The 23,277-nt window shown below is 47.7% G+C and carries 17 protein-coding genes and 1 pseudogene; 15 read left to right on the top strand and 3 right to left on the bottom strand.

Annotated features, from left to right (window positions below):
• Positions 1 to 34 precede the first annotated feature (34 nt).
• The 8 genes from arfA (at position 35) to O9H85_RS12280 (ending at position 10,432) form a co-directional block, all read left to right on the top strand.
• On the top strand, positions 35 to 1,540 hold the full coding sequence (arfA, locus tag O9H85_RS12315; RefSeq protein WP_269881684.1) for an arabinosylfuranosidase ArfA: 1,506 nt from the start codon (positions 35 to 37) through the stop codon (positions 1,538 to 1,540).
• Positions 1,541 to 1,858: 318 nt separating this feature from the next.
• A complete protein-coding gene (locus O9H85_RS12310) occupies positions 1,859 to 3,640 on the top strand; it encodes a sensor histidine kinase (protein WP_269881683.1) in 1,782 nt (593 codons plus the stop codon).
• Complete coding sequence (locus O9H85_RS12305) at positions 3,618 to 5,243, top strand: response regulator (RefSeq protein ID WP_269881682.1); 1,626 nt, start codon at positions 3,618 to 3,620, stop codon at positions 5,241 to 5,243. The genes O9H85_RS12310 and O9H85_RS12305 overlap by 23 nt, the downstream gene beginning before the upstream one ends.
• Before the next feature lie 118 nt (positions 5,244 to 5,361).
• A complete protein-coding gene (locus O9H85_RS12300; protein ID WP_269881681.1) occupies positions 5,362 to 6,720 on the top strand; it encodes an ABC transporter substrate-binding protein in 1,359 nt (452 codons plus the stop codon).
• 101 nt (positions 6,721 to 6,821) lie between these two features.
• Positions 6,822 to 7,691 carry a carbohydrate ABC transporter permease gene (locus tag O9H85_RS12295; protein WP_269881880.1) on the top strand — a complete coding sequence of 290 codons (870 nt, stop codon included), beginning with the start codon at positions 6,822 to 6,824 and terminating at the stop codon, positions 7,689 to 7,691.
• Position 7,692: 1 nt separating this feature from the next.
• Positions 7,693 to 8,532, top strand: coding sequence for a carbohydrate ABC transporter permease (locus O9H85_RS12290; RefSeq protein ID WP_269881680.1), 840 nt, complete (start codon positions 7,693 to 7,695; stop codon positions 8,530 to 8,532).
• Positions 8,533 to 8,581: 49 nt separating this feature from the next.
• Entirely contained in the window at positions 8,582 to 9,571 is a 990-nt protein-coding gene (locus O9H85_RS12285) for a zinc-dependent alcohol dehydrogenase (RefSeq protein WP_269881679.1), read from the top strand.
• Positions 9,572 to 9,589: 18 nt separating this feature from the next.
• Positions 9,590 to 10,432, top strand: coding sequence for a sugar phosphate isomerase/epimerase family protein (locus tag O9H85_RS12280; RefSeq protein ID WP_269881678.1), 843 nt, complete (start codon positions 9,590 to 9,592; stop codon positions 10,430 to 10,432).
• Positions 10,433 to 10,545: 113 nt separating this feature from the next.
• Here the strand turns inward: O9H85_RS12280 and O9H85_RS12275 are convergent, their stop codons facing one another.
• From O9H85_RS12275 to O9H85_RS12265, 3 genes and pseudogenes are all read right to left on the bottom strand, one after another.
• Entirely contained in the window at positions 10,546 to 11,514 is a 969-nt protein-coding gene (locus tag O9H85_RS12275; RefSeq protein ID WP_269881677.1) for an aldo/keto reductase, read from the bottom strand.
• 50 nt (positions 11,515 to 11,564) lie between these two features.
• Complete coding sequence (locus O9H85_RS12270; protein WP_269881676.1) at positions 11,565 to 12,512, bottom strand: aldo/keto reductase; 948 nt, start codon at positions 12,510 to 12,512, stop codon at positions 11,565 to 11,567.
• A gap of 665 nt (positions 12,513 to 13,177) precedes the next feature.
• Positions 13,178 to 13,444: pseudogene (locus O9H85_RS12265) on the bottom strand (DDE-type integrase/transposase/recombinase); the annotation flags it as partial.
• 319 nt (positions 13,445 to 13,763) lie between these two features.
• On the opposite strand from O9H85_RS12265, the gene O9H85_RS12260 reads away from it, so the two are divergent.
• The 7 genes from O9H85_RS12260 to O9H85_RS12230 all read left to right on the top strand — a co-directional run bounded on the left by O9H85_RS12260 (position 13,764) and on the right by O9H85_RS12230 (position 23,264).
• Complete coding sequence (locus O9H85_RS12260; protein ID WP_269881675.1) at positions 13,764 to 14,402, top strand: TetR/AcrR family transcriptional regulator; 639 nt, start codon at positions 13,764 to 13,766, stop codon at positions 14,400 to 14,402.
• A gap of 312 nt (positions 14,403 to 14,714) precedes the next feature.
• Entirely contained in the window at positions 14,715 to 15,647 is a 933-nt protein-coding gene (locus O9H85_RS12255; protein ID WP_269881673.1) for an ABC transporter permease, read from the top strand.
• Positions 15,648 to 15,665: 18 nt separating this feature from the next.
• A complete protein-coding gene (locus tag O9H85_RS12250) occupies positions 15,666 to 16,553 on the top strand; it encodes a carbohydrate ABC transporter permease (RefSeq protein ID WP_269881672.1) in 888 nt (295 codons plus the stop codon).
• 60 nt (positions 16,554 to 16,613) lie between these two features.
• Positions 16,614 to 18,131: an ABC transporter substrate-binding protein gene (locus tag O9H85_RS12245; RefSeq protein ID WP_269881671.1), complete on the top strand. Its 1,518-nt coding sequence runs from the start codon at positions 16,614 to 16,616 to the stop codon at positions 18,129 to 18,131.
• A gap of 42 nt (positions 18,132 to 18,173) precedes the next feature.
• On the top strand, positions 18,174 to 20,699 hold the full coding sequence (locus O9H85_RS12240; protein ID WP_269881670.1) for a glycoside hydrolase family 2 TIM barrel-domain containing protein: 2,526 nt from the start codon (positions 18,174 to 18,176) through the stop codon (positions 20,697 to 20,699).
• A 39-nt stretch (positions 20,700 to 20,738) separates the two neighbouring features.
• Entirely contained in the window at positions 20,739 to 21,521 is a 783-nt protein-coding gene (locus tag O9H85_RS12235) for a tyrosine-protein phosphatase (RefSeq protein WP_269881669.1), read from the top strand.
• A 45-nt stretch (positions 21,522 to 21,566) separates the two neighbouring features.
• The gene (locus O9H85_RS12230; protein ID WP_269881667.1) at positions 21,567 to 23,264 is read left to right on the top strand and encodes a glycoside hydrolase family 3 protein; all 1,698 of its coding nucleotides are present in this window, start codon (positions 21,567 to 21,569) and stop codon (positions 23,262 to 23,264) included.
• The last annotated feature ends 13 nt before the right edge of the window (positions 23,265 to 23,277 follow it).

Here is a 23,277-nt window from a genome sequence, read left to right as displayed (position 1 = left end):
ATAGCCATTACAATATCTCAGGAGGCATGCTGCAATGACATTGAAAGCCAAAATGATTCTCGATAAAGATTTTACGATCTCCGCCATCGATCCGCGTATTTACGGCTCGTTCATCGAACATTTAGGACGGGCGGTTTACGGTGGGATTTACGAGCCGGGCCATCCGCTAGCAGATGAGAAAGGTTATCGAAAAGACGTTGCTGATCTGATTCGTCAATTGAATGTGCCTATTATTCGCTATCCGGGGGGGAACTTTGTTTCCGGTTATAATTGGGAGGATGGCGTGGGTCCGATAGCGGAGCGCCCTCGTAGGCTGGAGCTGGCATGGAAAACGGTCGAGCCGAATCATGTAGGTACGAACGAATTTGCCGAGTGGGCGAAATCGGTCAATACCGAGGTGATGATGGCCGTTAACCTCGGTACTCGCGGGATGGATGATGCGAGGAACTTAGTGGAATATTGCAATCATCCGGGTGGTACTTACTGGAGCGATCTTCGGGTCAGCCACGGCTATAAAGAGCCTCACAAGATCAAGACGTGGTGCTTGGGGAATGAAATGGACGGCCCTTGGCAAATTGGCCACAAAACAGCGGAAGAATACGGACGGATCGCTGAAGAAACCGCAAAAGTGATGAAATGGGTTGATCCTTCCATCGAGCTCGTTTCCTGCGGCAGCTCCAATACTTCTATGCCTACGTTTCCGCAATGGGAAGCGACGACACTGGAGTATACTTACGATCACGTCGATTTCGTTTCGCTTCATAGATATTATGGCAACTATAATAACGATACACAGAGTTATTTGGCTTATTCTTTGGATATGGATCATTTTATACGTACTGTAATTTCGGTATGTGATTATATAAAAGCAAAAAAACGCAGCAAGAAAACGATCAATCTAAGCTTTGACGAATGGAACGTCTGGTTTCATTCCAAAGAAGCGGACAAAAAGATTGATCCATGGACTATCGCGCCTCCCCAATTAGAAGATATTTACAACTTTGAGGATGCTCTGCTGGTCGGCTGTATGCTGATCACCTTACTGAAGCACGCCGATCGCGTGCGAATGGCGTGCCTCGCGCAATTGGTCAATGTGATAGCGCCAATCATGACGGAGAATGGGGGACGGTCTTGGAAACAAACGATTTTCTATCCGTATCTTCACGCTTCCGTTTATGGCCGTGGGATTGCGCTTCATCCGGTTGTTCATTCTCCGAAATACGATAGTAAGGAATTCACCGATGTGCCTTATCTGGAGACAACGGCGGTGTACCGTCCGGAGGATGAAGAAGTGACGATTTTTGCGGTAAACCGCAGCCTGGATTCTTCACTTCAGTTGGAAACCGACATCCGGAGCTTTGCAGGATACCGTGTCATTGAGCACCTGGTCCTGGAAAATGACAATTTGAAAGCAGTCAATACCATTGAGCACGAGGCGGTGAAGCCGCACAGTAACGGCAATGCCCATGCAGAGGACGGGACCTTGCTCGCGAACCTTTCCAAGGCATCGTGGAATGTGATCCGGTTGAAAAAGCATTAATCGAAAAACGAAGTACTGTGATAGGCGCATGCGTTCGCATGCGCCTATCCTATTTATTTGGCTGGAAGAAATTTTTAGCATAAAAAGACAATTTTAAAGAGTCAAGATCCAGAAAACCACAACGAGAATGATTTTGGCTCATGCACTTGGTCATGCTTCCGAAATGAAGCTTTTGATTTAGCAATAGTTTATAACTCAACTCACATTATCAATAAAAGTATTTTGTCTTTCTTCGGAATACAAGATATTTTATAATGGACCCATAAGCTTGACACACAAATGAAACAAATAAGCTGCAACAAGGAGGGGTTTAATTTTGTGAATACTTTAAGCCGACTGATTCAACATTCTCATCTTGGCTTTAGATGGTTTCAACTAAAAAATTACAAAATCGAAAATAAGCTTCTCCTTACGTATCCGCTGCTGATCATTGTCTCTATTACCGTAGTCAGCACTTTCGCCATTTATTTCAGCATGTACCTATTCCAGGGAAAGTCCAAGGATAATTTCCAAAATGTGTTGAAGCAAATCAGCTACAATATGGATATGCAGCTCAAGCAGCAGGATTTGGACACCTATTTATTTATTCAGGATCTTGAGGTAAAGCGTTTTTTCAATTCCAACGGAATAGCGGATTCGCCGGAATCGGTTCAGCTCAAAATCGATTTGCGAAATTTGCTGACGAATTATTTGCTTTCCCACTCCAATATCGAAAGAATCGTTCTTATTAACAATCACGATGAAATTGTAAGCAATACCGACGAACCGTTTCCTCTTTCTTTGGCTGAGTACCGTCAGACGGCAGCGCGCGGAGACGGTAAAATGGTATGGATGAAAACCCAGATTTGGCCGGATGACAAAGTGGTCATTCCCGTTTTGAGGCAGATTAATGACTTGTCCACTCTGAAAAGCAACGGAGTGCTGCTTTTGTTCGTCAAGGAAAAAATATTTAGAAACAGCGATTTCAAAGGGGATTTGCGCGTTCTGGAGCAGGACAACTATATAATATCCAGCAATCACGCCGATCAAATCGGCAGTTCATATACACTGCCAAATGTAAGTGCTTTCTTAAGCGATACCGGATCGTTCATAGATAAAGCGGACGGGATGTTTTTTAGTTATTATAAATCGGAATATACGCATTGGACGTATTTATTCAGCATACCGACTAAGGAGCTGTATTCGGGAATCGAGGTTGTACGCAATTGGGTAATCGTCGTAGCCATATTGTTTACGGTAGTCGGGATTTTGCTGGCTAAAGTGATTGCCAGTAACATTTCCAAGCCGTTAATACAAATCATCCGTGAAATGAGGAATATAGAAGCTAACGATTTGTCCGTCAATCTGAATTATAACGGCAACGACGAATTAACGTCGCTTGCTACAACGTTTAACAACATGATGAACCGGATCAGACAATTAATCGAAAGAGATTCTCAATTGCAGAGGTTAAAGTATGAATTGGAAATGCGTGCGCTGCAGGCGGAGATCAATCCGCATTTTTTATATAATACGCTGGAAGCCATTAACTGGATTGGCCGAATCCATAAAGTGAACGAAATTTGCGACATTACGACTATGCTTGCCGATATTATGAGATACAGCATCAACCGGAGCAAGGACATTGTAACCATTCAGGAAGAATACGAGCACACCAAAAAGTACGTGGGCATTCAGCAAATCCGCTATACCGACAATCTTCGAGTTTTTATGGATATTCCGAAAGAATTATTACATGCGCGAATTCCTAAATTAACTTTACAGCCTTTAGTTGAAAACGCTATCTTGCATGGGTTCGAAAACAAGTTGGAAGCAGGAAGAATAAGAATTTTAGGCTTTGCGAATCAGGAATTCATTAAGATCACGATTGAAGATAACGGATGCGGTATGACACCAGAGAAGGTGCATACGTTGTTGTCCCCTCAGGAGCTGAGAATGCATACGGGAATCGGGTTCTTCAACGTCCATCAGCGAATCCGGTTATTATTCGGGGAGCCGTACGGCTTGGACATCCGTAGCGAGCTTGGCAGAGGCACGATGATCATCATTACTCTTCCATACCATGAGGTGAACGACCATGTACAAAGCATTAATTATTGATGACGAAGCGATGATCCGGAAAGGTCTGAGCGAATCCGTTCCCTGGTCGGACATCGGATGCACCTTGGTTGGGGTTGCGGGCAACGGACATGAGGCGCTGCAGGCTATTGATCAATGGAAGCCGGATATTGTTGTGACGGACATTAAAATGCCCGGATACGACGGCATGCAGGTTGCCGAACATGCGATTAGGGCGAACCCTTTGGCCAAAGTCATTTTGCTGAGCGGGTACAGCGAGTTTGAATATGCCCGGAAAGGAATTGAGCTTGGCGTGTTCCATTTTATGCTGAAGCCGACTGTATATGAGGACATGAAAAAAGTGATAGAAGATGCCGTCCTGCACATCCAGTCGGAGGAGCGCCAGAGCCGCGAGCTGGCAAAGTTTAAAACCGAATTTCAACAGCAGCTGCATATTTACCGCAGTATTTTTTTAAGAAAATTACTATTGAACGGACAGATGGAATCCGGTGCTCCGGTTTCTGACGAACTGCTCCGCTTGTATGAAATCCCTTTGGATGGGCCGCTATATGTCATTTTATTCAAGCCGGATGAATTGGATGTTTTTTTCGACAAGGAAGAGGAAAAGCAGTATTGGATGACGGTCATTGGGGCTAACGTGGAGCAGTATGTCGGGGATAGGGAGTCCTGTTATTTCGTTCCATTAAAGGACGAATGGTTCAGTATCGTGTATATGACGAAGGAAGAGGAGCGCCGTGAAACGATAACGCAGCTTTGTGAAGAAATACAGAGCCTGCTTGCCGCCAAGGATTTGCCGTTAATGCTGTCTTTCAGCATCAGCCGCAAGAAACCGTGGTTAAGTCATGCAAATCAGGCTTATTTGGAGGCGGTGGACGCCATCCAGCATGTATTTTACATGGGCGCAGGGTCCATTATTTTTCATGCCGATGTCTCGCACGCTATGGACAAAACGGAAGACAACGTTCCGTATTCGTACTACACCGAATGCAGCAAGCAGATGATTAAGGCGCTTCAGGTCGGAAATGAGGCGGAATGCCGTCAAAAACTCGCCGAGCTGTACCGATCCTTCTCCAAAAACCAGGAGCGTCCCGGCGTTGTCCGCGCGGTGAGCGTGGAAATTGCAGCGCAGGTGCTCAGCCTTGTCGTGCGCAGCAATATAGAGCTGGATTTCAATATAAGGGAGAAGCTGTTTAACGATATTCTGGTATGCGAAACCTCGGACGGTTGCTTTAACATGATTGAAAAAGCAGTGATTTCGATGTCTCGCGAGATTTACCGGCAAATAAAGACGCAGAATAAAAAAGTGATTGAGCAGATAATCGGATTGCTGCAGGAGTACTATGCCCAGAACGTCAGCTTGGAATGGCTCTCCGGCCAAATTCATTTAAACAGCAATTATATCAGCAGGCTGATTAAAAAGGAAACGGGGGAAACCTTTACGGATCTTTTGACTAACATCAGAATCGAACAGGCCAAAAAGCTGCTGCAAAATCCGCTTTTCAAAATTTACGAAATATCCAGCAGGACGGGCTTTGAGGATCCCCATTATTTTTCCGTAAAATTCAAAAAAATAACTGGCGTCAGTCCGAGCGAATACCGGGATTATTATAAAGAATTGTTTTGATTTCATGTCATGATTTTAAACCAAATGTACATTTTGTGATCTACTGATTGCTTCCGTAATAGCTTACACTTACTTATGTAACCGGTTGCGACAACGAATAGAGGAGGGGGAACTTGGAGTGAAAAGGTTTGGAAATGCTTTCAAAACGGGCGTTGCAGGATTGGTTCTGACATTGATTGCCGCCGCATGCTCTTCAGGAGGAGGGAGTGCGCCTGCTGCGGGCACAAACGGAACAAATAGTGCGGCGCAATCCGGTAAAAAAGTAACGCTGCAGCTGATGTATCCCAAAAACAGCGGTTCTGCGGACCCGCGGGCGCAATGGATGCAGGAGAATGTCGAACTGTTCAAAAAGGAAAATCCGAATATCGATTTTGAAGTAATCGATAATACGAGCGGCGACAACTATTTAACGACCGTAACAACCAGAATGGCTGCCAACGATGTGCCGGATATTTTTCAAACATGGACGCTGGAAAGATTACGTCCCTTCGCGGAATCGTCCAGAGTATACGATTTGACGGAATTCCTGAATTCAACGCCGGAGCTGAAAAGCAAATTTTCTCCATCCGCTTTGAGCGCCACTACATTCAACGGAAAAACGTATGCGATGCCGTTGACCCAGGATCTGGAGGTCGTTTATTACAATAAAGACGTTTTTCAAAAATTTAACCTCCAGCCTCCGCAAACATACGACGAACTGTTGAGCATTATCGATGTCCTCAAGAAAAATGACATTGTTCCGATTTCAATGCCGAATAAAGAGCCGTGGGTCGGCACCATTCTCTTTATGATGCTTGCCGAGCGGATCGGCGGTACGGACGTTTATCAAAAAACGGTCATTGAGAAAACGGGCTCATGGACGGATAAGCCTTTCGTAGAAGCGGCTACCATGATGCAGGATCTTGTCAAACGCGGCGCTTTTGAGAAAAATGTGAACAGCTTGACCCGGCCGGAATCGGAAATCAAATTGGCCCAGGGCAAGGCCGGTATGTACATCGGTCTGACATCCGCGAGCAATGTGAATTTGGTGCAGTCGATGGGGGATAAAGTAGGCTTTTTCAACTTCCCCGATGTCGCGGGCGGTAAAGGCAGCAAGGACGACTATCTGCAAACGCCGACCAATGCCTTTTCCGTAGGCGCGGCTACGAAGCATCCCGAGGAAGTCAAGAAGTTTATCAAATTCATGTACTCTCAGGATCGGCAGTTGGCATTGGCTAAGCTGGGGAGTATGCTCGCCTACCAATTTACGGCGAATCCGGGCGATCTGCCGCCACTTAGCGAGCAACTGGCTAAAACTGGAATAAACGCCAAAAATTCAATGTATTTCTGGGATATACCGTTAGGCGTTTACATGGGCAAAGAATTGAACAATACGACGCAAGGATTTTATATGGATGTCGAACCGCAGCAAGCGCTTTCCGCTTTGCAAAAAAAGGCAGAGGATCAGAAGAAACAAGCCCAAGCGGGAGCAAAATAAATCACAATCATTGGGGAGCCCTGTCTCATTGGATAGGGTTCCCTCCTCCCGGTGATTGATTCCAGACATTTGGAAGGGAGAACATACCGAAAGTGGAGAAAATGCTGAGCCATAAATGGACCATCGTCTTTTTCGTTTTTCCTGCGCTGCTGATTTATATGTATGTGCTGCCGGTCCCGATTCTTAAATCGATCTATTACAGCTTTTTCGAGTGGAATTTGGTAGGCTCCAAGCTATTTATCGGGTTTAAAAATTACTCCGATCTATTTGGACATGACGACGTCTTTTTGTTGTCCTTGAAAAATACGCTGATTTTTTCGCTGGGCTGTATTGTTTTACAGCTGCCGTTAGCCTTTTTGCTGGCTAATCTTTTGAATGGAAGGATCAGAGCGGCTCATTTTTTTCGGAACGTTTATTTTTTTCCCGTCATCATTTCCGGCACATCCGTCGGCCTGCTTTTTTTATTTATTTTCCATAGCGAAATGGGCCTGCTCAATATGATAATCCGGCTGTTGGGGAATGCCGTCTTTGACAAGGATTGGTTGTCCGATCCGGTTTTTGCCATATATGGTCCCATCATCGCCTTGTCTTGGCAATATTTCGGTTATCATATGGTAATTTACTTGACGGGCATGTCTACCATATCGAAGGATACGTACGAATCGGCAACCATAGACGGGGCCAACAGCATACAGACGCTATTTCATATCACCCTTCCTTTGGTTAAGCCGTTTATCGTCATCAGTCTGATTCTATGCTTGACCGGCTCGGTAAAAGCCTTCGATACCGTCATTTCATTAACCGGAGGAGGACCCGCGCATCATTCCGACGTGCTTGCTTTGCATATGTACAACACGGCGTTTGTTGAGATGAGATACGGTTACGGAAGCGCCGTGGCGGTAGTGCTGTTTATGTTGAATATCTTGTTTACGCTTGCACTCTCCGCATTCGCGCGGGAAAGGAGGGCATAGCATGAAATCTTCCATGCTCGGCTATATTGCAGGTTTTCTTAAGTACGGGATGCTGATTTTTTGGGCGGCGGCTGTCATTTATCCCGTTGTCTGGGTGTTTCTCGGCTCTCTGAAATCTACGGAATCGTTTTATTTGCATCCTTGGGGCTTGCCCGACCAATTTCACTGGGAAGTGTATAAAAAGATTTTTACCCAGTATCATTTACAAATCAACGTATGGAACAGCCTGTACATTTCCGCCGTTTCCACGCTGGTTGTGATCCTTCTTTCGGCTATGGCGGCGTACGGTCTGGTTCGCTTGAAATGGAAAGGCAGCAAAGCCGTTATGGGGATGATCCTGATCGGCATCATGATCCCGGTTCATTCCACGCTGATCCCCATTTATCTCGACCTGCAAAGCTATAGCGATAATATCGATACGAGAGTACTGTTGATGTTGCCCTATATCGCATTCGGCATTCCCACGTCCATCTTAATCTTGTCGGGATATTACGCCACGATTTCCAGAGATATGGAAGAGGCGGCAGTTATCGACGGAAGCAGCTTGATCGGATGCTTTTTCAAAATTATATTTCCCATTTCCATGCCTGCCGTGGCGACGGCGGGGATCCTGAGCTTCATTCATTCCTGGAACGAGCTTTTATACGCTTTGATCTTTTTACGGAAAACGGGGGCACAGACGCTTCCCGTTGCGCTGCTGCAATTTATGGGCTTTTATTCGACGGACTGGGCTCAGGTGCTTGCGGCCATTTCCGTTGCCATGGTGCCCGGCATTTTCATCTACATGGTTCTGCAAAATTACATCGTGCAGGGAATTACGGCGGGTGCGGTAAAAGGGTAAGAGTCAGGTTGCAAAATTATATTTCTATTATTATAGGAGGCCGTAAACAATGAAAAAAGCAGCGATAGTCGGGGAAAGAAAAGCGGTGCTGGTGGAAGCGCCCTTACCAAAGATTCAAAATGACGAAGTGCTTGTCAAGGTGCATGTCGCTCCGATGTGCTCAGAGTATAAAAAATTCATTGGCGGTAATGTCGGGGATTGTTTGGGGCATGAAGCCGTCGGCGAGGTTGTAGAGATTGCACAGCCCGGGCCTCACCAGGTGGGTGACCGTGTTGTCGCGATGCCCTTGAACGGCTGCGGTACATGCAGTCTTTGTTTAGCCGGCAATTACATCCATTGTTTGGAAAACAAAATGTTCGACTGTACGATGGCGCAGTATATCGTCAAGCCCGCATTTATTTTAAAGAAAATCCCCGATGATGTCAGCTATGAAAAGGCATCGTTGGCCTGCTGTGCCCTCGGGCCGACGTTTGGCGCGATGCAGACTATGGGTGTCAATGTGTTCGATACAGTACTGGTCACCGGACTCGGACCTGTCGGCATGGGGGCGATCGTGAATGCCCGTTACAGGGGAGCGAGAGTCATTGCGGTCGAGTCCAATGCATACAGAAGCCAATTGGCGAGGGAGCTTGGTGCCGTCGATGTGATTGATCCCCGCGACCCTGACGCGCTGGCGAAAATCCGTTCTTATTGTAAACAGGACGGACCCGACTATGCCATCGATTGTTCGGGGGCGGTTCCAGCCCACAGACTGTGTATCGATGCAGTCAGACGGAGAGGGAAAATCGCTTTTGTCGGCGAGAGTCATGTGGAGACTCCGGTTACGATCAGCAAAGACCTGATACGCAAAGGGCTTCATCTGTTCGGATCGTGGCATTATAATCTGAATGATTTCTCGAAAATTATGGAAGTCATCCAACACTCCCCCTTAGTGGAGAAGATGATTACCCACCAATTTCCGATGAGCCGCATTCAGGAAGCGTTTGAAACATCGGCGCAGCAAAACAGCGTCAAAATTTTATTAAAACCGTGGGAATAATCAAATGGAGGGAATTCAATGATACCAGCTTTAAACCCGGTGACAACCGGTAAACATGTGCCGTTTTTGGATTTTCTGGATGCAGCGTCAGCCGCCGGATTTCCCGCTATCGACTATCCGATATTGCCTTTCAGCCAAACGGCGGAAAGGCAATCCAAGGAAGCCGCGAGAGAACTGCTGCTGGCCAGAAATCTTGTCCTGGGCAGCTTCGGGCTTCCGGTTGAATTCAGGAGAGACGAGAATACCTTCTTATCGGAGCTCAAGGATTTACCCAAGCATGCAGCCTTGGCTAAGCATTTGGGTGTCACACGCTGCTGTACCTGGTTATTTCCGGCAACGGACGAGCCGGTAGCGGAATATACGTGCCGTTTTATAAGAAGGCTAAGAGAATGCGCAAAAATACTGGGAGAATACGGCATCCGTTTTGGCATTGAATGGGTCGGACCGAAAACGTCCAGAACGTTGAAATATGATTTCATTCATACGATGCCTGGCGCGTTAGAATTAATCGATGCAATCGGAGAGAAAAACGTGGGGCTGCTCTTTGACAGCTTCCACTGGTTTACGTCCTATGCGGCAAAGGAAGACATACTGGCACTGACGGCAGATCAAATCATACTGGTGCATATCAATGATGCGCCTAATAAGCCGGCTGACGAACAAATCGACAGCGAACGGCTACTGCCGGGAGAAGGCATCATTGATCTAAAGACGATGCTGACCTCGCTCAAGCAGATCGGTTATGACAGCTTCGTTTCCGTGGAAACGTTCAGCAAAGAATTGCCCCTGCTGCCGCCTGACGAAGTTGCTTTGAAAACGAAAGCGGCGGTTGATCGGGTCATTTTCGAGAGTCTCCCGTAAGCGCGCACTACCAAAGGAGAAAGTCAGGGTCGATCAGCCCAATGAAAAAATGATTTAAGGCGAGATCATCCGATCCCGCCTTATTTCTTTTCGTAATATTAAATTCGGCTTACTTATCGGTTGTATCCGAAACGTGTTCCTGCCAATGAACGCCATACATCATCGCACTTCAACAGAGTCTCGGCATCCAGGGGTTCCCCCTCAATCGACGCAATATTCTGCTCGATCTGAGCCAGCTTGCTTACTCCAGAAATGATACTCGTCACGGATTCTTGCGCGGCGCACCACTTCATCGCAAGCTGCAGGATACTCAGTCCACATTCCGCAGCAATTTGAGTAAGCTTGTCTACAGTGGCAAAGTTCTCATCTGACCAGTACCGGTTAAAGTATGTTTCATTGCTGGCAAACCGAGTATTTTCCGCAGGCTGGCCCGGCTTATGTTTACCGGCCAGCAACCCCCCGGCGATAGGATTATAGATGGCCATGCCCAAGTCATGCGCTTTTAAAAAAGGAACGAGTTCTGTTTCTATGCCGCGGGTAATAGGGTTATAGACATTCTGAGTGATTATGGGTGCAATATAATTACGTTTGTCGCAGATAGACAACATATCGGCGATCTGCCATGCGGCATAGTTGCTGACACCAATATATCGAATTTTCCCCGATTTTACCAAAGTAGACATGGTTTCAAGTGATTCTTCGATGGAGGTTTCGTAGTCAGGCGCATGCATGTAGTAGATGTCAATATAATCAGTATCCAGTCTCTTCAAGCTGGCATCAACAGCAGATAGAATATTTCGGCGGCTTAGTCCCGCGTTATTTGGGTTTTCACCCATAGGACTGCGTACCTTGGTCGCAAGAATAATTTCATCGCGCCTACCTTTGAGACCTTTGCCGACGATCTTTTCGCTTTCGCCCTGATTATACGAGTTTGCAGTATCAAAAAAATTGATGCCATGCTCAAAGGCGTAGTCCATGATTTTAAGACTGTCAGCTTCGCTTGTTTGCCCTCCGAACATCATAGTTCCAAGACTCAACATGGAAACTTTAAGACTTGTTTTTGACAAGTTATTATACTGCATATGATAGCCTCCAATTCAAGATACTTTGCCTATATGAAGCTATATTATTATCATTCGACGGCTATTTTGCGAATTTCCGCAAGTGTAGCTTCATCCAAAGTTACGTCGATTGCCGGCAGTACGCCTAAGATGTGGCTCGGCTTACGAACGCCTATAATGGCGCTTGTCAACGCCGGATGGGCGAGATCATACGCGACAGCAAGCTGCGGCATGGTAATGCCGTACCGGCTCGCGATCACTTTCAGCTTCTCGACGCGGTCCACGTTTTTCTTCAGATCTTCGGTATGGGCTTTGTTGCGGGAACGCCAATCGTCATCCGGGAATTTGGTATCGTAAGTGTAATTTCCCGACAGGAGTCCTGAGGTCAACGGGCTGTAAGCGACGACTCCAATCCCTTTCTCCATACAGAACGGCAGAATCTCCTTCTCAACGGCAGGCCTCAGAATGGAATACGGCGGCTGCAAAGAATCGACATGCCTAACGGAAAGCGACGCTTCCAATTGCGGGACATTGTAATTGCTTACGCCCACATAACGAACTTTGCCGTCTTGTACGAGCTTATCCATGGCGCGCATGGTCTCTTCCGCTGGAGCATTCGCATCCGTATCCGGCCAATGCATTTGATACAAATCGATATAGTCGGTTCCGAGACGACGCAGTGAAGCTTCCGCTTCGCGGAGGATGGAGTCATAGGTTCCGTTCTTGGAAATTTTATTGTTCTCATCCCAAACGAGACCGCATTTGGTCGCCAGCACGACTTTGTCGCGGTCGCCCTTCAACGCTTTCCCGATAACTTCCTCGGAATGGCCCAACCCGTAGACGGCCGCAGTGTCGAAAAAGTTGATTCCGTTATCTAACGCAATACGCACGCTTTCGACTGACAGTTCGTCGTCCTGGTTGCCCCATGCGCTGGCCCAGCCGCCTCCACCGATTGCCCATGAGCCAAAGCCGATAACAGATATTTCAGGACCGTTCTTGCCAAGTTTACGGTATTTCATGATGTTATTCCTCCCGCTGTCAACGAATTTTCAAAGATTGATCTGCTTGCTCATTCCTGCAGACCTGCATGCCAAGTTTGGCGAAAAATGATCGGAGAAGTGGTTTCGCATAGAATAAATTCTTCATTCGTTAATTTATCATCTTTCTTCTCCTAGCATTTAATATTATAGATAATTATTTCTGGCGTGAGAAGAAGTGAAAAAATCTATATATAGTTACTTGAAGTTAACTGCTCAAACATTCGCAGCCCATCTCCCGGCTCAGATACCGCGAAGTAACGGTCTTCCAGCGGACGATAATTCCGTCATCCGTAGTTTTAAAATCGTATTTCGGCATTCGCTCAAATCCGTCCTTACATACAATTTCACTGCATTTTTCATGAAATCGCCGGTATGCAATCCAGTAGCCCCGAAACCTATCACTTTGGTCCGCTGTAAGAATTCTGAGATTAAGGCGGAGGCCACGCCTTTTCCCTTCGGTGATCGTATGGGGGTTAGGTTCAGCCTTGTAAAAACGGATTCCGGCAGACGAGCAAAACTATTGTCGAAGTTCCATCCTGGTTTAATAAGGATAATCCCGAGAAACAAATTATGAAACTTCGCAAAGCCTTTATTCTGCGAAGTAAATAAATAGAACAAAAAAAGAAGAACCATTCGGTCTTTGGTCAAGACCCCAAATAACGGACATTGGAAAATATGTTGTGGTAGGCATGAGACGTGTACTGGCTTCCCTGATCGCTTTGAACGATCAATCCAGTCACGTCTTTATGTTTTTCAAATGCTTTTGTAAATGTTTCTAGCACAAGAGGGTTGTCATTACGTTTGCTGATGTGGTAAGCGATAATTTCGCCATTCCAGAGGTCCTTAATCGCGGATAAATAGATACGATCATCGAAGACCCGATATTGTGTCACATCCGTTACCCACTGTTGATTTGGGCCATTGGCTTTAAAATCTCTAAGGGGTGCACTTCAGTATGAAAGAAGCAGGGTGCGTTTATTTTGACGCTCCGATTAACTCACGCTCTCAGATGATGCTCCTCGGGAACAGTACGTAAGGTTGGGACTAGATTTATCTGTCGGATGACAACAATGTTATCCGGCCCAAACCAACGTAAATCGAGGTTTCTTCCTTCCAAAGGAACAGATTCTTGTCATCCGACACCAGGAATGGATTGCTTTGTCGGCCGATATCATGGTAAACTTGGTGGCAAAACCAATCGGAAACGATAGATGGATAAAGGTGAATTAGGTGAAAGTGACATGGAAGGAGCAACTGGAGCAGCATAGGAACAAGCGGCGAGAAGACATTATTCAGACTGCGAAGGAATTGTTTCTCGAACATGGCCTGTCCACGGTTACGCTCAAGGACATTGTGGGGGCCTGCGGGATAAGCAAAGTGACGTTATATAAATATTTCAATTCTCTGGATGAGATTATTTTTGAGGTGCAATTTGAGATCCTGAGCGCCTGGCTGGAGCGGTACAATCAAACCGCCCTCCAAGGCAACAGCGGGTATGAGAAGCTTCAGTTCCTGTTGGAGCAGATTCTGGTTTCGAAGGATAATACGGACACCATTAGATTTATCGCGATGTTCGATATGCGGTATCTGGAAGAATATCCGACTCCTGAACTGGAAAGCCGGTTCCGTTCGTTTTTGCGTAGAGGTCCGCACCCGTTTTTATCGCTCCTTCAAGAAGGCGTGGCCGATGGGTCGATTCGCCGGGATATTGATGTCAAAGCGATAGGCTACACCATAAGCAATGTCGTGAACGCGACCAAACAACGGATGCTGCTGCGCGGGAAGCTGCTGCACCTGGACCAGGATGTTGACCCGGCCATCGTGCTGGAGCATACGGTGAATATGATCCTGGCTTATGTGAAATCATAGTAGTACCCTCTCATAAAAAATCGTCGTAAGACGATATAGTCAAAGGTGCTTATCTCCAATGGAGAAAGCGCCTTTTTTTTGTTACAGATGACCTGACTCTTGCGTCTGAGATGACATCTTCTGCCAGTCCGAATCTTAATAATTTGTTTACTTAGCGTTGATGATACGATGACAATTCGATTTTATACTAAGATAGTTTACTGATAGTAAACACTATGTACTACAAGTTAATTGGAGAGTGAGCGATCGTCTTCGTTTTTCTGTTTCTCAACTAGAAATGACAACAATTTGAATTGGGAAAGGGTATGCGACATGACACAACCAGCTGCAGGCAAAAGGAAAAGCAGAGCCAAGAAATCCGGCATGCTGTTTCTTATGATGCTTCCAGGAATCATTTACCTCGTAATCAACAATTACTTGCCCATGTTTGGAGTCGTCATCGCGTTTAAGGACTTCAACTATACCAAAGGCATTTTCGGCAGTGATTGGATCGGGTTCAAAAACTTCGAATATCTCTTCAAGACATCGGATGCCTTCGTTATTACAAGAAATACGATCCTTTACAACGGCGTCTTTATTGTTCTCAATCTGTTCATCGCGGTAGGTCTAGCCATCCTGCTTAATGAGGTGAAGCAGCGCTTCTTATCGCGTTTTTACCAAAGTGTCATTCTGCTTCCGTATCTGATCTCCATGGTGATCGTCGGTTATCTGGTGTTTGCCGTCTTCAGTATGGATAATGGACTCCTGAACAAGACGATCCTGCCGATGCTCGGCATCTCCGGGATTTCCTGGTATAGTGAAGCGAAATATTGGCCCTACATCTTGACGATCGTACACATTTGGAAGAGTGCCGGTTATCTGTGCGTGATCTATCTGGCAGCCATTATCGGAATCGACCAGGAGTACTACGAGGCCGCAACCATTGATGGGGCGGGAAAATGGAAGCAGATCAAAAGCATTACCTTTCCGCTTCTGATGCCTGTGGTTACGGTGATGACGCTGCTGCAGATCGGGCGCATTTTCTATTCCGATTTCGGCCTGTTCTATCAAGTGCCGCTCAATACGGGGGCGCTGCAATCGACGACCAACGTCATCGACACTTATGTTTACCGTGCACTCATGACTCTTGGGGATATCGGAATGTCATCGGCAGCCGGGCTGTATCAGTCTTTCGTCGGTTTTCTGCTTGTCTTCATCTCCAACTATGTGGTTAAGAAAATAAACCGGGATAATGCCTTGTTTTAGTCTAAAGGAGCGAATAAGTTGAAAACGAAAACTTTGATGTGGCAATGGGGCGTCAACATCATTCTGGCCCTGATCGCGTGCTCTTGTATACTACCCTTTGTCCTGTTGATCACTTCTTCCATCACGGATGAGCAGGAAATTTATCGGCATGGGTATTCCTTGTTCCCGGAGAAGATCAGCTTTGCGGCCTATACATATTTACTGCAGGATGCCGGAAAAATCATGCAGGCTTTCGGCATCACCATTATTATCACGGTTGTCGGAACGGTTACCGGCCTGATTTTGATCGCTTTGCTGGCATATCCGTTATCGCGAAGCCATCTGCCGTGGCGTAATTTCTGGTCATTCTTTGTATTCTTCACGATGCTGTTCCACGGTGGGTTGGTGCCCACGTATCTGGTGTATACGCAAGTTTTTGATATGAAAAACACCATCTGGGCGCTTATTGTGCCGGGGCTGCTGATGAATGCCTTCTATGTCATGCTGATGCGTACTTTTTTTGCCACCTCCATTCCTGAGCCTGTGATCGAATCGGCCAAAATCGACGGAGCAGGTGAATTTGGAACCTTTATCAAGATCGTGCTGCCGCTGTCGCTCCCGATTCTGGCGACAGTCGGTTTATTTCAAATCATCAATTATTGGAATGATTGGTTTAACGGCATGATCTATATCACGGACAGCAAGCTGTTCAGTCTGCAGAACTTGTTAAACCGGATCCTACTTGATATTCAGTTTTTGGCGAGCGGTAATTTTGGCAATAGCCAGGCTGATCTTGCGGCAAGCGCACCGATGGAGACCGTACGCATGGCGATGGCGGTGATCGGCGTCGTTCCGATACTGGTTGCGTATCCCTTTTTCCAAAAGTATTTCGTTAAAGGACTCACCGTTGGTGCAGTCAAAGGATAAGGCTACATTCAGTCTTACACTGGTTAGCATAAAAAAGATAAGCTATGGGAGGCTTCAAGAATGAGTAGGAACAAACAAGGAAGAAAAGCGGTGCAAGCCGTGCTAACGACCGCAATTGCTTTATCCATGGTGCTGGCAGGCTGCAGTTCCAAGAAGGAATCAGAAGCGGACAAGCCGTCCAGCGGAACCGGCCTCGCTCCTTACGAAGTGACGATGGCCTTCTATGGGAATCAGCAGAAGGATATGCTGGAAGTTCAGGATGCTATGAACAAGATTACGAAGGAGAAAATCAATGCAACAGTCAAGCTCATGCCGATAGCCGTGAGTACTTGGCAGCAGCAGACGAATCTGATGTTGACAGGGAACGAGAAGATCGATCTGATGTTTGCTTCCTCTGGGTTTAACTATAGTACGATGGTGGCCAAGGGACAATTGAACCCGCTCAATAAGCTGCTCGATAAGTACGGCGAAGGCATTAAGAAGGCATTGGACCCGGCCCAGATTGCAGCCTCCCAAATTAACGGCGAGAATTATGCGGTTACGGCGGTAAGGGACTTGGCTTCGGACTACGGGATTCTGATGCGCAAGGATTTGTTGGACAAATATCATCTTGATCCCGGCAAGATCAAAACCATCAATGATCTGGATGCCGTGTTCCAGGTGATTAAGGACAACGAGGCCAATATGGTGCCGCTTGTGGCGAAAAATCCGGGAACCGCGCCCTTCAATGCCGGTTATATCACCTATGACCCGCTGGGCGCAGGAGTTGGCGTGCTGCCGAATTATGATAACAACCTGAAAGTTGTAGATTTCTATGAAACCAAAGAATACGCGGATCAATTGAACACCTTGCATCGCTGGTACCAGAAAGGATTTATGCTGAAGGACGCTGCAACTAGCAAGCAGGATGGCCGGGAAATGGTTAAAGCGGGGAAAGCATTCGCTTACTTCTCCAATCTCAAGCCGGGTACAGAAATCGAGGCGTCCAGAAAAAGCGGCAAAGAAATGACGGTCGTGCGGCTGACAGATGCTTATACCACGACAGATTCCATATCGGGCATTATGTGGTCCATTCCTAAAAATTCTAAGGACCCGGCGAGAGCAATGATGCTGTTGAATCTGCTTTATTCGGACAAGCAGTTGTACAATCTGTTCACTTGGGGCATTGAGGGCAAGCATTATGTGAAGAAATCCGATAATGTCATCGATTATCCGCCAGGCGTAGACATTCAGAATCTTGGCTACAACTTCGGCACTCCGTATATGTCCGGCAACCAGTTCCTGTCATACACCTGGACAACGGAAGATCCGGATATTTGGAAGAAGATGGACGAATTCAACAAGAGCGCCAAGAAATACAAGGCACTGGGCTTCAGCTTCGATGTCGATAAGGTCAAAACAGAATTGGCCGCCGTTAACAATGTGCTGACGGAGTACCGTGTAGGTTTGGAGACGGGGACACTTGATCCGGCAGAAAATCTGCCTAAATTTATCGACAAGCTGAAAGCCGCAGGCAGTGACAAAATTATTAGCGAGAAGCAAAAACAGCTTGATGAATGGGCGAAGACCCGGAAATAGGATTCGAAAATAAGGATTCAGACGCATAAGGAGCCGCTGTTGATGAGAACCAGGGAAAATTTTGATCGAAATTGGATGTTTCACTTCGGTGAGGTAGGGAAAATTGCCAAGACGGTGAAAAAAGCCGGCATGATCGCCGGGCTGACGAATGCGCTGGGGGAAGAAAGACATGAGCCATTTGCGATCGGCGAAGCTGCACGTATCATCCAGAACATCGCTCGAGAATATCTGGGAGATCCGAACTTCGATCTTACCCAAATGTACGGCTCGGATACGCCCAAGGATAAGATCACAGGCTGGGTGAGCGTTGACCTGCCGCATGATTGGCGATTAGATCAGCCGTACAACCCGGAACGCGGTGGCGCGTTTCAAGGTTATCTGCCCAATGGAGTGGGCTATTACCGCAAGGTATTTCAAATTCCACAGGAGGATGAAGGCAAGAAGATCATCATCGAATTTGACGGTGTGATGCGGAGCAGCTCGGTTTGGGTGAACGGGTGCTTCGTCGGCGACCATCTCAGCGGTTATACCAGCTTTCATTATGACATCACGGACCTGCTGAAATATGGGGATGAGGAAGGGGATAATATTATCCTGGTCCGAACGGATACAACCGGCGGAGATGAAGGCTGGTGGTATGAAGGCGGAGGCATCTACCGCCATGTCTGGTTAACCAAATATGATTACTTGCATGTGGACCGCTGGGGAACCTTTGTCAGAACTGAGCCAATTGACAATGAAATGGCCGCAGTTACGGTCGAAACGACGGTAAGGAACGAATATCCGCAGAAGATGAAGTATGGAATCCGAACGAGTATTCTGAATCCGGCTGGGGAACTCGTTGCCATCACGGAAACTGACTGCGAAACGCCGGGAATCGACAAGCAAACGGTTCTTCAATCGGTTCAAGTGGCGAAGCCGCTGCTCTGGTCGCAGGACACGCCTCATCTGTATGAGGCCGTAACTGAACTGCTGCACGAAGGGCAAATTGTCGACACTTATGGGACCGTCTTCGGCATCCGAACGGTGGAATACCGCCGGGACGGATTATACCTTAATGGTAAGTATGTACAAGTGAAAGGCACTTGCAATCACCAGGATTTCGCTGGCGTGGGCATCGCGCTGCCGGACCGTGTGCATGAATATAAAATCAAACGCCTGCTGGAAATGGGCTGTAACGCTTACCGTTGTGCCCATCATCCGCCGGCCCCGGAGCTGCTCGATGCTTGCGACAGACTCGGGATGCTGGTTCTGAACGAGAACCGGATCACGGAGAGTACGGAGATCAAGCTCGATGATCTGAAATCCATGCTGTACCGTGACCGCAATCATCCAAGTATCTTTATGTGGAGCCTCGGTAATGAAGAGAAGATCAGCGGCAGTTATCAAGCCAATCGGATGCTGAAGCGCACTAAGGATTTGGCGAAACGAATCGATCCTACCCGTCCTGTTACGACGGCCAATCTAAGTCAGAAAGGTATGGACGTCGATGTCAATGGCGTTAATTATGGCGAGACCGTAATAGGAGGCCAATCGATCGGTGACTGGTTCCAATCCCATCCTGAAGCCAAAGTGCTGAATACGGAGAATGTCTCTTTCTTCTCGGCAAGAGGCGTCTATGAGGATGATCGAGAAGGCGGGCGCTGCTCCAGCTACGGCTCGAAATATACGATGTTCGGCAAAGAGATGGATGTAGGCAATCTGGGCGGAGCGGGTGGTACGTCAACGCCTGAACGAAGCTGGCGCTATTTCTTAAATAACTGTTTTTCGGGCGGCTTGTTCGTGTGGACGGGTTTCGATTATCGCGGGGAGACGACGCCATTCCAGTGGCCGTCTGTATTATCGCATTTCGGCATCCTGGATTATTGCGGATTTGCCAAGGACTCTTACTATTTCTATCAATCAATCTGGAAGGACGAGCCTATCGTTCATCTTATGCCGCACTGGAACTGGCCGGATCGGTTGGGACAGCAGGTGGAGGTCCGCGTGTATACCAACTGCAGTGAAGTAGAGCTGGTGCTGAACGGACAAAGCTTGGGCAAGAAGAAAGCGGATGCTGAAGCGGGCGAGCACACGTTATCGTGGCAGGCAGCCTATGAACCCGGTCATCTCGAAGCCATCGCTTATCGGGATGGTATGGTCGCTGCAACAGAGCGGAAAGAGACCGCAACGGAAGCATATTCCGTTCACTTGGAAGCTAACCGGTCTGAACTGCTTGCTGACGGTCAGGACGTGTCCATGGTCACCGTTTCGGTGAGGGATCAATCGGGGAGGGTAGTGCCGGTTGCGAACAACCTGATCAGGTTCCATGTTACGGGTGAAGGCAAGCTGCTTGGTCTGGGGAACGGAGACCCGGGATGTCACGAGCCGGATAAAGGAGATACGAGAAGTGTGTTCAATGGATACGCTCTAGCCTTGATTCAGTCACTGGATAGGGTAGGAGAGATACGTATTGAAGCTTCTTCGGAAGGGCTCGTGCCGGCTGTATTCATCCTTCAATCCCGGGATGGCCAATCTTGGAGGAACAAAGAAAATGACCTGCGACACGGTTCCGCACCGCAAGAATAAACGATATTAAAAACCCGTACATATTATGAGGTGATATTTATGTCAGCAACACGTGATGGGGCGTATCGTGGACAGAGAGTAATCGTTCTCGAGGGCGCACACAATTTCCGAGATATGGGGGGCTATCCAACGGAAGACGGTCGTTCCGTCAAATACGGCTTGTTTTTCCGGTCCGATGAACTCGGGGACTTAACCGAACAAGATTTGGAGTTTCTGAAAACTTTGAAGGTGCGGACGATACTGGATTACCGCAGTGAGAGTGAAGCAGAGCGCAGCCCGACGCCTACTTTGGCGGGAGTGGACTACTACCGTTTGGAGGCTAGTCCGATCGCGGCGGCAGCGAGCGGTCGTACGGAAGACTACCTCATGAGCGGTGCGTTGAATCAAAACACGATGATCGACATGTACGCGAAGCTTCCATTTGCGAATCCCGCCTATCACTTTCTGATCGGTGTGATGGGAAATCCGGAGCAGCACGGCATCATTCATCATTGCGCTGCAGGCAAAGACCGGACGGGTGTTGGCGCGCTGTTGATTTTAAAACTGCTGGGTGTACCCGATGCTGTCGTGATGGAAGATTACTTGCTGACAAACGAGACACTCGGGCCGAAAATGAAGCTGATGCTTGAACGGTTATCCGGGAAATTAGACGCGCAGCAGGTGCAAAACCTGCAGCCTGTGTTCAATGCCGAAGCGGACTATTTACAATCGGCTATCACAGCGGTAATCGAAAAATACGGCAACTGGGACGTTTATTTCGAAAAAGAATATGGAATAACGTCAGAGAAACGAAGCAAAATTCAGGAATATTGTTTGCACTAAACAAGAAACGATAATTGTTTAATCAATCGGTGCGGGAGAACAATCATGATTAACTTGGCGGCAAAACCGTTTTATTTGCAAGATGAGGATATTCAGTGGGTCCAAGAAAAGCTAGCTGAGATGAATGTGAGGGAGAAAGTCGGGCAGCTTTTTTGTCCGATCGGGATGACGGATGATCGCGAGCAGCTGAAAATGTTGATTGAGGGGATAAAGCCGGGAGGTGTATTGTTCCGTCCGGGTCCGGGTAAGGACATACAGGAAGTGCACCGTTTTTTGCAGGATCATTCCAAGTTGCCGCTGCTCATTTCCGCTAATCTCGAGTCCGGAGGCAACGGAATAACCTCAGACGGCACTTATTTCGGCAAGCAGCTGCAGGTTGCGGCGACGGACAATGAAGAAATGGCCTATAGATTAGGGGTTGTAGCCGGCAGAGAAGGACGGGCCGTCGGCTGCAATTGGTCGTTTGCGCCGGTTGTCGATATCGATCTCAATTTCCGCAATCCGATCACGAATGTTCGAACGTTCGGTTCCGATCCGGCTAGAGTCGCAAGGATGGCGAAAGCGTATACCGAAGGAATTAGAAAGAGCGGAGTAGCCGTATCGGTCAAACATTTTCCGGGTGACGGCGTGGACGAACGCGATCAGCATTTGCTCACCTCGATCAATTCGCAATCGGTGGACGAGTGGAACGAGTCGTTCGGCATGGTGTACCGGGAACTGATCGAAGCGGGAGCCGATACCGTCATGGTCGGTCATATTATGCTCCCGGCATATTCGCGGAAACTCGTTCCCGGCATCTCTGACGAGGATTTAATGCCTGCTACCTTGGCCCCTGAACTAATTCAAAAGCTGCTGCGAGAGCAGCTTGGCTTTAACGGCCTAGTCGTCACGGACGCTACGCCAATGGCCGGCTTTATGATGGCGGAGAAGCGGGAAATTGCCGTGCCGAAATCGATTGCCGCCGGCTGCGACATGTTTCTGTTCAACAAGAATATACAGGAAGATTTCGGCTTTATGATGAAAGGTCTCGAAAGCGGGATCTTGACGATGGAAAGACTGGAAGAAGCGGTAACGCGCATTTTGGCGCTTAAAGCTTCTCTCGGCTTGCATAAGCAGCAGCGGGAAGGGACGCTTGTTCCGGGGCCGGAACAGCTGGCGGTATTGCAATGCGAAGAGCATAAACAATGGGCGAAGGAATGTGCGGACCTAGCGGTTACGCTCGTCAAAGATACGCAGCACTTGCTGCCGATTGACGTCGAAACGCACAAGCGCATTCTGCTATATGTGCTCGGGGACGGGGGAGGCCATCGCAGTACGCCGATTTCTCAGTATATGGTAGCCAGATTAAAAGCGGAAGGTTTCGACGTCACCGTTTTCGACAAAAAAAATGTGGACTTCCGGGCGGTGTTCACCGGGGTAGGGGAGCTGGACGAACGATACGATTTGGCGCTATACGTAGCCAACATCGAAACGGCAAGCAACCGGACTACGGTGCGCATCGATTGGGAACCGCTGCTCGCTGCAGATGTCCCATGGTTTGTCCGGGAGCTCCCAACCGTGTTCGTTTCCGTTGCAAGCCCTTATCACCTGCTGGATGTTCCGCGGGTTCAAACGTATATTAACGCTTATTCGGGCAGCGAAACGATCATTGACGCGGTTGTCGACAAGCTGCTCGGCAGATCCGATTTTATGGGCATAAGCCCTGTCGACCCTTACTGCGGCTGCTGGGAGGCAAAACTGTAAGAACGAACAGGCG

Source organism: Paenibacillus gyeongsangnamensis (assembly GCF_027533625.1).
Lineage (GTDB): Bacteria > Bacillota > Bacilli > Paenibacillales > NBRC-103111 > Paenibacillus_G > Paenibacillus_G gyeongsangnamensis.
This window is presented reverse-complemented; position numbering and strand designations above follow the sequence as displayed.

Excerpts from the sequence above, each read along its gene's own strand:
- O9H85_RS12230 (WP_269881667.1), top strand. The coding sequence starts at position 21,567 with ATGATTAACTTGGCGGCAAAACCGTTTTATTTGCAAGATGAGGATATT.
- O9H85_RS12290 (WP_269881680.1), top strand. The coding sequence starts at position 7,693 with ATGAAATCTTCCATGCTCGGCTATATTGCAGGTTTTCTTAAGTACGGG.
- O9H85_RS12270 (WP_269881676.1), bottom strand. The coding sequence starts at position 12,512 with ATGAAATACCGTAAACTTGGCAAGAACGGTCCTGAAATATCTGTTATC.
- O9H85_RS12285 (WP_269881679.1), top strand. The coding sequence starts at position 8,582 with ATGAAAAAAGCAGCGATAGTCGGGGAAAGAAAAGCGGTGCTGGTGGAA.
- O9H85_RS12295 (WP_269881880.1), top strand. The coding sequence starts at position 6,822 with ATGCTGAGCCATAAATGGACCATCGTCTTTTTCGTTTTTCCTGCGCTG.
- O9H85_RS12235 (WP_269881669.1), top strand. The coding sequence starts at position 20,739 with ATGTCAGCAACACGTGATGGGGCGTATCGTGGACAGAGAGTAATCGTT.
- O9H85_RS12240 (WP_269881670.1), top strand. The coding sequence starts at position 18,174 with ATGAGAACCAGGGAAAATTTTGATCGAAATTGGATGTTTCACTTCGGT.
- O9H85_RS12280 (WP_269881678.1), top strand. The coding sequence starts at position 9,590 with ATGATACCAGCTTTAAACCCGGTGACAACCGGTAAACATGTGCCGTTT.
- O9H85_RS12305 (WP_269881682.1), top strand. The coding sequence starts at position 3,618 with ATGTACAAAGCATTAATTATTGATGACGAAGCGATGATCCGGAAAGGT.
- arfA (WP_269881684.1), top strand. The coding sequence starts at position 35 with ATGACATTGAAAGCCAAAATGATTCTCGATAAAGATTTTACGATCTCC.
- O9H85_RS12275 (WP_269881677.1), bottom strand. The coding sequence starts at position 11,514 with ATGCAGTATAATAACTTGTCAAAAACAAGTCTTAAAGTTTCCATGTTG.
- O9H85_RS12245 (WP_269881671.1), top strand. The coding sequence starts at position 16,614 with ATGAGTAGGAACAAACAAGGAAGAAAAGCGGTGCAAGCCGTGCTAACG.
- O9H85_RS12255 (WP_269881673.1), top strand. The coding sequence starts at position 14,715 with ATGACACAACCAGCTGCAGGCAAAAGGAAAAGCAGAGCCAAGAAATCC.